At 57.8% G+C, this 11,534-nt stretch carries 9 protein-coding genes; 7 read left to right on the plus strand and 2 right to left on the minus strand.

Annotated features, from left to right (window positions below; translation table 11 throughout):
* The first annotated feature begins 5 nt into the window (after positions 1 to 5).
* From MWU55_RS04570 to MWU55_RS04600, 7 genes are all read left to right on the plus strand, one after another.
* Positions 6 to 2,129 (plus strand): VIT and VWA domain-containing protein, encoded by a 2,124-nt coding sequence (locus tag MWU55_RS04570; RefSeq protein WP_246934574.1) that lies wholly within the window; start codon positions 6 to 8, stop codon positions 2,127 to 2,129.
* Positions 2,130 to 2,166: 37 nt separating this feature from the next.
* Positions 2,167 to 2,844, plus strand: a complete 678-nt coding sequence (locus MWU55_RS04575; protein WP_246934575.1) for a response regulator transcription factor — start codon at positions 2,167 to 2,169, stop codon at positions 2,842 to 2,844.
* A gap of 29 nt (positions 2,845 to 2,873) precedes the next feature.
* Positions 2,874 to 4,379, plus strand: a complete 1,506-nt coding sequence (locus MWU55_RS04580; RefSeq protein ID WP_246934576.1) for an ATP-binding protein — start codon at positions 2,874 to 2,876, stop codon at positions 4,377 to 4,379.
* 121 nt (positions 4,380 to 4,500) lie between these two features.
* A complete protein-coding gene (locus tag MWU55_RS04585; protein WP_246934577.1) occupies positions 4,501 to 5,751 on the plus strand; it encodes a sarcosine oxidase subunit beta family protein in 1,251 nt (416 codons plus the stop codon).
* Positions 5,752 to 5,761: 10 nt separating this feature from the next.
* Positions 5,762 to 6,058 carry a sarcosine oxidase subunit delta gene (locus MWU55_RS04590; protein ID WP_246934578.1) on the plus strand — a complete coding sequence of 99 codons (297 nt, stop codon included), beginning with the start codon at positions 5,762 to 5,764 and terminating at the stop codon, positions 6,056 to 6,058.
* On the plus strand, positions 6,055 to 9,009 hold the full coding sequence (locus tag MWU55_RS04595; protein ID WP_246934579.1) for a sarcosine oxidase subunit alpha family protein: 2,955 nt from the start codon (positions 6,055 to 6,057) through the stop codon (positions 9,007 to 9,009). The genes MWU55_RS04590 and MWU55_RS04595 overlap by 4 nt, the downstream gene beginning before the upstream one ends.
* Complete coding sequence (locus tag MWU55_RS04600; protein ID WP_246934580.1) at positions 9,002 to 9,553, plus strand: sarcosine oxidase subunit gamma; 552 nt, start codon at positions 9,002 to 9,004, stop codon at positions 9,551 to 9,553. Before MWU55_RS04595 ends, MWU55_RS04600 begins: the two co-directional genes overlap by 8 nt.
* On the opposite strand, the gene MWU55_RS04605 is transcribed toward MWU55_RS04600, so the two are convergent.
* Both MWU55_RS04605 and MWU55_RS04610 read right to left on the minus strand, forming a co-directional pair.
* On the minus strand, positions 9,554 to 10,555 hold the full coding sequence (locus MWU55_RS04605) for a helix-turn-helix domain-containing protein (RefSeq protein WP_246934581.1): 1,002 nt from the start codon (positions 10,553 to 10,555) through the stop codon (positions 9,554 to 9,556).
* Positions 10,552 to 11,460, minus strand: coding sequence for a LysR family transcriptional regulator (locus MWU55_RS04610; protein ID WP_246934582.1), 909 nt, complete (start codon positions 11,458 to 11,460; stop codon positions 10,552 to 10,554). Before MWU55_RS04610 ends, MWU55_RS04605 begins: the two co-directional genes overlap by 4 nt.
* Positions 11,461 to 11,534: the final 74 nt, after the last annotated feature.

Below are 11,534 nucleotides of genomic sequence, written 5' to 3' on the forward strand. Positions count from 1 at the left end.
TTCCCATGTCCATCACAAGACCACGCCGATCACCGCATAGTTTTAGCCGCAGATTTCCCCGGATCAATCGCGCGACGCTGCTGATTGTAGCCGTGGCCTTTGCGATCTCGTTGCCAATTTCGGCGTTTGCTCAAGCGGTATTGGATGACGTCGCGGGGCGGGTGATTGCGCAGGTGAATGGCGAAACAGTTGAGCTGCCCATGCTGGACAGCGCTTACAAGGTCAATATCGAGGGCGACATGGCAACGGTTGAGCTGCGTCAGGTTTTTTCGAACCCCTCCGAGGTGCCGTTAGAGGCAGAATATCTATTCCCGCTGAACCAGAATGCGGCCGTATTCGGGATGACCATGGAGGTCGGGGACGAGATTGTGCAGGCCGTAATCCGCGAAAAAGCAACCGCGGAAGCCGAGTACAAACAAGCCGCATCCGAGGGCAAAGCAGCTGCGTTGCTGACCCAACACCGCCCGAACATGTTCACTCAGAAGATCGCCAATTTGATGCCGGGTCTGCCGGTCGAGGTCACGCTGAAATACGTGCAAATGGTGCCCAAGGTAGACGGGCAGTTTGAGCTGGTTGTGCCGATGATCGTTGGGCCGCGCTATGAAAGCCCGGCTTCGAGCGATGAAGAGCGCACCTCCGACCTCGACGGGCCTGTGCAGAACGCCACTTGGTCGGTCAGCCCCGTGCCTGCATATCCAGCTGTGGCCGGTTTGGACCTGCCCAAAAACATCCTATCGGAACGCGTTTCGCTGGACCTGAACATGGTCGCCGGGGTTGAGATGTCGCAATTTGCAAGCCCAACGCATCCACTGGACATCGTCGAAACACAAGCCGGTCTAAGCGCTCAGTTTTCGCAGGGAAAGGTCATGGACAACAAAGACTTGATCCTGCGCTACATGCTGGGCGGTGACTCGTTGCAGGCAGCAACGCTGACCCATCATGACGAACGTGGTGGCTTCCTGTCAGTCATGATCGAACCGCCCGCCATGCCTGATGAAACCACAGCCACCCCGCGCGAGCTGGTTTTTGTGTTGGACACCTCAGGCTCAATGTCCGGGCAACCGTTGGCTGCAAGCAAACGATTCATGGACGCCGCCCTAAAGGGTCTGCGCCCCGACGACTATTTCCGGATCATCCCATTTTCCAGAACCGCCCGGCATTTCGCGGAAGACGCTACCCCAGCAACCACTTTCAACGTTGAAGCAGGCCGCAAGTTCGTCTCGCGCCTATCTGCCAGCGGCGGGACCGAGATCGACAGGGCCATCCGCACGGCCTTCGCAACCGACAACCCTGACAACACAATGCGCATCGTGGTTTTCCTATCTGATGGATATATCGGGGACGAGGCTACGGTGCTGCGCACCATTCGTGAACAAATCGGGCAATCGCGTATTTACGCGTTTGGGATCGGAAGCTCGACCAACAGGTATCTGCTGGATGCCATGGCAGATGAGGGTCGCGGATACGCACGCTATGTGGGCTTAGACGAAGACGCCATGGACGTGGCCGAGGTTATGGCCGCGAACCTGAAGACACCCCTTTTGACAGACATTGAAATTGACTGGGGTGATCTGGAAGTCACCGATATGACGCCTTCGCGCCTGCCGGACCTTTTCGCGGGAAGCAGTTTGCGTGTCTATGCACGCTACAAAGGCAGTGATCAGGGGCAGGTTACATTGAAAGGCCTTGTAAAGGGTCGGAAGGCGGAGATGCCTGTGAAACTGATCCTGTCAGATCAGGAAGGTGAAGCGGCACTTCCATTGATCTGGGCACGCAATCAGATTTCAACACTCGATCGCCGCATTGCTGTGCGTGATCAGGCGGACGCTGCTGACAAGGAAATCACCCGGCTGGGGTTAGAGTTCTCACTGCAAACCCGCAACACTTCATTCGTCGCAGTGTCTCAGAAAGTGGTGAACACATCTGGGAAAGCTGCGAAACAAGCCAGCGTTCCGTTGCCGATGGTATCGGGCGTGTCCAAGAATGCCTATCCGCAGGGGTTCGCAGGATCATCATCGCCCGAGCCGGAAGCTATGCTTGGAATGATCATGATCGCTGTGATGACACTGTTGGGGCTGCGACCCCGGCGCAAAGTGGGGGGTCTGAGGGATGATCCACAACCAAGTTAGACTGGACAACGGCTCTGCCCCTTGCAAGACATCAAACATGGTTACGCATATTCTGATCGTAGACGATGATCCCAAGATCCGCGACATCACCCGTATCGCCGTGGAAGCTGCCGGAATGCGCACAACCGAGGCCGCGAACGGTGAAATCGCATTGACCCATATCGGGCGCGAGAAAATCGATCTGGTGGTGTTGGATATTGGTATGCCGAATATGGACGGGTTCGATTGCTGCAAAGCGATCAGGGCGCGATCAGATGTGCCGGTCCTGTTTCTGACCGCGCGCGATGATGAGATCGATAGGGTTCTGGGCTTTCAATTGGGGGCGGATGATTTCGTCCCCAAACCCTTCAGCCCGCGCGAGCTTGTGCTGCGGATCAAGGCGATCTTATCGCGCGCAAGTGCGGCCACCCGGCGCCAGCATTACGGCGAATTGTCGTTGGATGCGGCGGGGCATGTTTGCCAAGTGGCCGGGCAGGCGCTGGACCTGACCGCAACTGAATTTCAGCTTCTGGCAAGCTTATTGGCCCGGCCGGATCACGTGCATGACCGCAATCAGTTGATACAGGCCATATACGGAGCGAATTCAACCATGTCGGGCCGCACAATCGACAGCCATGTTCGCAACATACGCGCCAAGGCTGCGCAGGCGGGGTGTGATGATGTCATTGTGACCGTTCATGGCGTCGGTATTAAGCTTGGGCCATGCAACACGTGACGCGTATTCACCAAAAATGGCGCCCTTCGATGGCTCTGGTGGTGGTGTTCATCTGTGTTGCACTGGTGTCGATCCCACTTGCCGCGATGCTGACCGTGCAGTTGACGTCCAATCAGTTCGTAAGAGAAACAGAGCAATCGCTTGTGAAGCAAGGCGCCATCTACGCCGAGGTCTACCGCACTCAGTTCGAGACATTGGAAGGCCCCGAAATCGGCTCTATCCCCGACAAGGATGTTTTGGCGTTCTGGAATGCGTCCCTTCATCCGCTGTCTTCCAAGATTGATGTCCGCAATCATCCGGTTCTGCCGCCTTTGCCTGAGGGCGATCTGGTTAAAGCGCGTGTTGATCCCAGACACGACACAATCATGCCAACCCTTGGCGAGCTGGCCCAATTCGCAGGAAAAACCACGCTGGCGGGCGTCATTTTTCTGGATCATCAGGGGGTCGGTGTTGGGGAAGCGGGGTTGCGCAATATCTCGACCCTGCCCGAGGTTAAGGCGGCGCTGGCAGGAGAGGTCGGGGTCGCACTGCGCGCCCGTGACGATGACTATAGTCGCCATCCTTTAAACTCGATCAGTCGTGACACAGGGTTTCGCGTGTTCGTGGCCTATCCGGTCTTGTCCAAGGATCGCGTCATTGGCGCGGTTCTGTTATCCCGCACGCCGCTTAGCCTTCGAAAGTTTGTCTTCCGCGAGCGCGATCCGTTGATGATCATGGGAATCTTCACCCTGTCGGGGGCTTTACTGCTTGGCTTCCTTTTGTTGCGACTCATGTCGCGCCCCGTACGCGGGCTGCGCGATGAGGCGCGGGCAATTGCCGCGGGTGAAAAGCCCAAGTCGGAGCCTTTGCGACACTACGGTATGCGCGAACTAGCGGATCTTGGTGAAAGTATGCTGTCGATGGCTGATACCTTGGATCAAAGATCGCAAGAGATTGCGACCTATACGGACCATGTCACCCATGAACTGAAATCTCCGGTCACCTCGATATCGGGTGCTGCTGAGCTGCTTCAAAGCGAAGAAATGAGTCCAGAAAACCGCGCCAAATTGCTTGGAAATATCCACAGCGAAAGCGAGCGGATGAACACCTTGCTAACCCGACTGCGCGAGATGTCTCAGCTACGTCAGGAAGCGCAAAAAGGACCTGGGTCGCTGCCGACGATGCTGCCGGATCTTGACGGTCTGACCATTCGAATTGTCGAGCCCAGTGAAGACGAGCTTCCGCTTTCGAATGATCATGGCGAAATCATACTTCTGCACATGGCGCAGAATGCTTTGGCTCACGGCGCGCAGAATTTGGAACTGCAGTATCAGAATGGGGTTCTGCGAATTTCTGATGACGGCGAAGGCATTTCGGAAAATGATACCGCAAAACTCGCTGATCCTTTCTTCACCACACGTCGCGCGCAGGGGGGAACCGGGATGGGGTTGGCCATAGTCTCGGCCCTTTTAGAGATCTATGGTGCGCGTTTGCACATCACGCCCCACAGCTCCGCTTCGAAAACGGTTGGCGCTGAGTTTGAGATACGCTTTTAGGCCTGATCAGTGCACCACATGTGGCGGGGTTGTCGGTTTTATACACACAATTGTCAGAAACCGCGCTGTCGGTTTCCCTTATGGAGCGGATCAATAGACACAGGCGATAATTGGATTTGCGATGAAATACTCTGCTTTCAGGCTGATCAAAGAAGCACTGACCGGGCATAAAGGTTGGGGACCGCAATGGCGTGATCCTGACCCGCACGATGCCTATGACTATGTGATCATCGGCGGCGGCGGGCATGGTTTGGCGACCGCTTACTATTTGGCGAAAGAATTCAATGGCGCGCGGATCGCGGTGTTGGAAAAGGGCTGGATCGGTGGCGGGAATGTCGGCCGTAACACGACGATTATCCGCTCGAACTATCTGCTGGATGGGAACGAGCCGTTCTATGAGTTTTCGCTGAAACTTTGGGAAGGGCTCGAACAGGATCTGAACTATAACGCGATGGTCAGCCAGCGCGGCATTCTGAACCTTGTGCATACGGACGCGCAACGGGATGCGGCGCGCAGACGAGGCAACGCGATGATCCTGAACGGATCGGATGCCGAGCTTCTGGACACGGATGGCGTACGCGCCATGTACCCTTTCCTGAACTTCGACAATGCCCGTTTCCCCATTAAGGGCGGGCTGTTGCACCGGCGCGGCGGCACCGTGCGCCACGACGCGGTCGCTTGGGGCTATGCACGAGGCGCGGACCAGCGCGGCGTGGACATCATTCAGAATTGCGAGGTCACGGGCTTCAAGATCGAAAACGGTCGCGTGCTGGGTGTTGAAACCTCGCGCGGGTTCATCGGCGCTAAGAAAGTGGGTGTCTCTGTCGCGGGAAGCTCCAGCCGTGTGATGGCAATGGCGGGGATGCGTTTGCCAATAGAAAGCCATGTGCTGCAGGCCTTCGTGTCCGAAGGGCTGAAACCCTTCATTCCAGGCGTGATCACCTATGGCGCTGGGCATTTCTATTGCAGCCAGTCCGACAAGGGTGGGCTGGTCTTTGGTGGCGATATCGACGGCTACAACTCTTACGCCCAACGCGGCAACCTGCCGGTGGTCGAGGACGTGATTGAAAGCGGCATGTCGCTGATCCCGGGTCTTGGGCGCGCGCGGCTTCTGCGCAGCTGGGGTGGCATTATGGACATGTCGATGGATGGCTCACCCTTCATAGACAAGACCCATATCGAGGGGCTCTATTTCAATGGCGGCTGGTGCTATGGCGGCTTTAAAGCCACGCCCGCTGCGGGGTATTGCTTTGCCCATCTTCTGAAAACCGACCGTCCGCATGAGACCGCCACGGCGTATCGGCTGGATCGATTCATGACCGGGCACATGATTGACGAAAAAGGGCAGGGCGCCCAACCATACCTGCACTGAGGACGACGAGATGATCATCAACCATCCGCTTCTGGGGCCGCGCGACGCGCAGGAATTCACCTATCTGGGTGACGCGAGCCTGATCAATCGACCGTATTGGTTGTCAGAAAATGCGCTTCGAGAATTTCACGACTATCTGCATCTGCGCGACAACCCTGCTGGTTTGCATCGCGAGCTGTGGTTTCACGAACAGGGCGATCGGTCATGGCTGGTCGTAACCCGCGATACCACCACACATGAAATCACCAAGGTCGAGCTGGCCCGTGATGTAGCCCGCGTGAACCGAGCCGCTGAGGTGGGTGCATGACACAGCTTAACCGCCTTTCCGGTGGGCTGATCGATCGGTCAGCCACGCTTAATTTCTCGTTTGATGGCAATAGCTATCAGGGGCATGCAGGCGACACGCTGGCCTCTGCGCTGTTGGCCAATGGCGTGCGCTTGATGGGACGGTCGTTCAAATATCACCGTCCGCGCGGCGTGCTGACCGCCGGGTCCGAGGAACCCAATGCGCTGGTCGAACTGCGGTCGGGCGGGCGTCAGGAACCGAACACGCGCGCCACCGTGGCTGAGATCTATGATGGGCTTGTCGCCAACTCGCAAAATCGCTGGCCGTCGCTGGAGCGCGATATGATGGCGATCAATGATCGCTTCTCGAACTTCCTAAGTGCCGGTTTTTATTACAAAACCTTCATGTGGCCGAAGGCGTTTTGGGAGAAACTCTATGAGCCGATCATCCGTAAAGCTGCCGGTCTGGGTAGCCTGACGGGTGAAGATGATCCAGATGTCTATGACAAGGGCTTCCTGCATTGTGATCTGCTGGTGATCGGGGCAGGACCTGCGGGTCTGGCTGCGGCGCTAACCGCGGGTCGAGCGGGTGCACAAGTCATTATCGCGGACGAGGATTTCCGGCTGGGTGGGCGTCTGCTCATGGAAGCCGCACCGCTGTCCGACATGTCCGGCGTCGAGTGGGTCGAACAGGCACAGACCGAGCTTGCCTCGTCGCCGAATGTCCGTGTGATGCCACGCACCACCGTGTTCGGAGCCTATGATCATGGTATCTATGGCGCGGTGGAGCGCAACGCGGATCACCTGATCGCCCCCGAGACAGACAAGCCGCGCCAGACGCTTTGGCGGATCTACTCCAAGCGGGCGTTGGTTGCAGCCGGAGCGATTGAACGACCGATTGGGTTTGAGAACAACGACCGTCCCGGCGTGATGCTGGCCGGGGCCACCCGCGCCTATGCCAACCGCTATGCGGTTACGCCCGCGCAGTCGGTGGCGGTCTTTGCCAACAATGACGACGCACATCAGGCCGCCCGTGACCTGATCGCAAAAGGGGTCGAAGTGCCCGCCGTGGTGGATATTCGCCCGGATGCCCCCAAGATCGACGGGACCGAAGTGCTGGCCGGTGCGCAAATCGTGGACACGAAGGGCCGTTTGGGTTTGACGTCTGTCACCGTGCGGCTGGCCGACGGCCAGACCCGCGTGATCCCCTGCGGTGCGCTTGCCATGTCCGGCGGCTGGAACCCCAACCTTAGCCTGACCTGCCACCAGCGCGGTCGCCCGGTTTGGAATGAAGATATCCACGCCTTTGTCCCGGGAAAGGACCTACCGCCCGGCCAATGCGTTGCCGGGGCAGCAATGGGCGAGATGTCGACGCATGCGGCACTGACTTCGGGCGCGGCGAAGGCTGTCGAGGCTCTGTCCGATCTTGGTATCACCGTGTCCCCCGTAGTTCTGCCCAAGGCGGAAGATGGCCCGGTGTCGCTCACCCCGTTTTGGCACGTCTCGGGCGCGAAACGCGCGTGGCTGGACTTCCAGAATGACGTGACTGTCAAGGACGTGAAGCTGGCGCATCAGGAAAACTTCACATCCGTAGAACACTTGAAACGCTACACCACGCTGGGCATGGCAACCGATCAGGGCAAGACGTCGAACATGGGCGCGCTGGCTGTAATGGCCGAGCTGACCGGCAAGTCGATCCCCGACACCGGCACCACCATTTTCCGCCCACCCTATACGCCCGTGTCGATGGGTGCGTTTGCGGGCCGTGCGGTGGGCAAGGAATTCCATCCGACCCGCCTGACCCCCAGCCACAAATGGGCCGAGGAGCAGGGCGCCGTGTTTGTTGAGGTCGGCAACTGGCTGCGCGCGCAATGGTTCCCACAGAAAGGTGAGACACACTGGCGTCAATCCGTGGATCGCGAGGTTCTGGCGACCCGCAGCTCTGTCGGTATTTGCGACGTAACCACGCTGGGCAAGATCGACGTGCAGGGGGTGGATGCCGCCGAATTCCTGAACAAAATCTATGCCAACGGGTTTGCGAAACTGCCTGTGGGTAAGGTGCGCTATGGCCTGATGCTGCGCGAAGATGGCGTGGCCTATGACGACGGCACCGCCGCGCGTCTGGCCGAGGATCACTTCGTTGTCACCACCACCACTGCCAACGCGGTTCTGGTCTATCGCAACATGGAATTCGCCCGCCAATGCCTGTGGCCGGATCTAGACGTACAGCTGATTTCCACCACCGAGGCCTGGGCGCAATACGCCGTGGCCGGTCCCAATGCGCGCAGGCTTCTGCAAAAGATCGTGGACCCCGAGTTCGACATCTCGAACGAGGCATTCCCCTTCATGTCCTGCGGTGAAATCACCGTCTGCGGTGGCTGCCGCGCGCGGCTCTTCCGCATCTCGTTCTCGGGCGAGCTGGCCTATGAAATCGCTGTCCCCACCCGATATGGTGACGCCTTGATGCGCGAGATGATGGCGGCAGGTGAAGAGTTCGACGTGACCCCCTACGGCACCGAGGCGCTGGGTGTCATGCGGATCGAAAAGGGCCACGCGGCAGGGAATGAACTGAACGGGACCACCACCGCGCTGAACCTTGGGCTTGGGCGTATGGTCTCGACCAAGAAGGATTTTGTTGGAAGTGTGCTGGCGCGGCGAGAGGGCATGAACACTGAGGACGCGCTGAACCTTGTGGGCCTGCGCCCGGTGGATGCGTCGAAACCCGTGCCTGCCGGAGGGCATTTGATGGGCACATTGGGTCCCATCGATGCGGCGCATGATCAGGGCTATGTCACCTCGGCAGCCTATTCGCCGATCCTTGAAAGTGCGATCGGGCTTGGCTTCGTGAAGTCTGGCTTCGAACGTATAGGCGAACAGCTGCGGCTGGTTAATCCCTTGGAAGGGCATGAAGTTCTGGTCGAAATAGTCAGTCCGCACTTCGTCGATCCGGAAGGAGAGAAGCTCCGTGCATAAGTTGAAACCCATCACCCCTCTGGGCGCGGACACTCCGCGCGTGGACCAAATCGGAACGCAGACCATCACCGAGGTTGTGGATCAGGCACTGGCGTCTGTGGCCGCGCGCGATGGCCGACGGGATGCGCTGCAAAAAGTACTGCCACTGATCCTTCCAGGCGTGGGAAAAACCGAGTCTCAAAGCGACTTCACCGCGTTATGGACCGGCCCCGATCAGTGGATGATCTCTGCCAGTCACGACCAGCATGAACTGCTGGCGGCTGAGTTAAAGCAGATGGTCGGCGACACGGCCTCGGTCGTGGAACAGACCGACGGCTGGTGCCGGTTCGACGTTTCAGGCGCCGCGCTCTGCGACCTGTTTGAACGGCTGTCCAACGTCCGACTGCGCACAATGGCCGCCGGAGATGTCACCCGTGGCACGATCGAGCATCTGGGCGCGTTCCTGTGGCGTCTGGATGACGACCGCGTGGCGGTGATTGCCCCGCGCTCCTCGGCGGCGTCATTGCATCATGCGCTGATGGCGGCGGCCCAGTCGATCGCCTGATCAACCGATGGGCAGCGCATCGCTGGATCCAACACGCATCGAATTCTTGGCACGTCGATCTGCAATCGGCGTTCGACCAAAGCTTTCGCGATAGTGACGCAGGAACGCGCTGGGCGTGGAATAGCCAACCATGAAAGCCACCTCGGTCACAGGAGTGTTTGAGTAAAGCACAAGCTGCCGCGCTTGGTTCATACGCATCCTACGATAATACTTCAGAGGACTCTGTCCTGTCGCCTCTTTGAAGTTCCGTTCAAGCGATCGGGTGGAAACCCCGACGGCCTCGGCGACATCGCTGATTTGTATCGGACTTTCGATATGCTCTGCAAAGTGCTCGATGGCCTTCGCCACCTGTTGAGGAAGCTGGTCTCGACTTTTTGCAGTCGTGTGCGCAGGCGTTTTCTGAGCAGCCGTTGCGCTTCGGATATAGGGGTGCTGAAACCAGCAGGCGACCTCGGCCATGATGTCGCCGCCCAAACGCTCTTCGATCAGAGTAAGCATTTGATCGAAAACTGCCGAGGCACCTGAAATTGTGGTCAGCGGTCCATCCTGACAAATCACCGTGTTCTGGATTGGGATGTCTGGAAATTCCGCCTGAAACGCGGCTTCATAGCACCAATGCACAGACATTGGCGTGTCACCGCTTAGCCCTGTGCGGGCAAGAGCAAAGACACCGCCGCTAATCGCACCCAGCCGGGTTTTTCGGCGTGACAAACGTTGCAGCGCTGCGTGTGCCCGGGCTGGCGTTTTGAAGCTTTCATTTGGGCTGGACGTAAACAACAACAGGTCAATGTCTTGGACCTCGAACAGGGCCATGTCGGGTGCGAAGCTGACACCCGCAGAGGAAGGAACAGGCGTGTTTGTTTCGGCAATCACCTGCCATCGAAACGCCTTACGTCCAGATATCTCGTTGGCAGCGCGGAGGGGTTCGATACAGGATGTCAGGCACGCCATTGGAAAGCCTGGAAAGATCAGAATGCCAAGGGTAAGAGGTGTGTCGGTCATGGCTCCGCTCCAAACCCATCCTGTTGAGTCAACTCGCTGGCGCAATCGAGGATGTGACGTTCCAGTCGCCGGGCGGTCGGGGACTGCGTGGCCCCAGCTTTGCGCAGCAAGTGGATTCGCCGTTTCGCAACGGGATCGGTGAGTGGTCGAAACGCAAGGTCTGTGGAATTTGATGCCCTGACTGCCATTTCCGGCAGGATTGTGATTCCAATTCCCGCTCGAACCATCGCGGTCAGGGACGTCAGGTTTTGTGCCGTCAGCAGTGCTTTTTGGTGCAACTCGTGCGAGGGGGCGGCATCGATCCCGGCGGACAGGCTGTTGGCAATCAACCGTTCGTTCCACAGTGCATCCCAAGTTATCGGCCCTTGCTGTTTCGCCAGCGGGTGGTCTTTTGGACAGATCACACCAAAGGCGTCAGACAGCAGAAACTGACTGTGAAGCCCTGCGTTGTTTTCACCAAGGGTTGCAATGCCGATATCGATGCGATCACGGGAAAGCTCGTGCAAGATGGAATGGGAATCCATGTCTCGCAGTTCGATATCCACATTGCTTAGTTCATTGATATAGCGCAGGAAAACCTGTGGAATGATTGACCCTGCGACGGACGGAACCGCTGCGATCCGCACGTGTCCATGCGTAGCCTTTGCAAAGCCTTCGATGGCTCGAACGGTGCTGTCAAACTGAGACAGCTCGCGTTCTGCCTGTTCAAGAACGTATTCGCCAAGGGCGGTCAATTTGTTCTTGCGGTCCGTTTCGAACAGCGGTTCACCCAGGTGTATTTCAAGCTGTTTAAGCATCATAGATACAGCCGATGGCGTGCGTCCCAACGCATGTGCTGCGTCACTTAGATTTCCACGTCGCGCAACGGTCGCGAAGCCCCGGAGCATTTCGATTTTCAGCGTCATTGATCAACATTCAAAATTATTGAAACTTACTTCAGTAATTTGAGTTTGATTGAAGTGATGTAAAAAGTCCATAC

The sequence above is a fragment of the Aliiroseovarius sp. F20344 genome, assembly GCF_023016155.1.
Lineage (GTDB): Bacteria > Pseudomonadota > Alphaproteobacteria > Rhodobacterales > Rhodobacteraceae > Aliiroseovarius.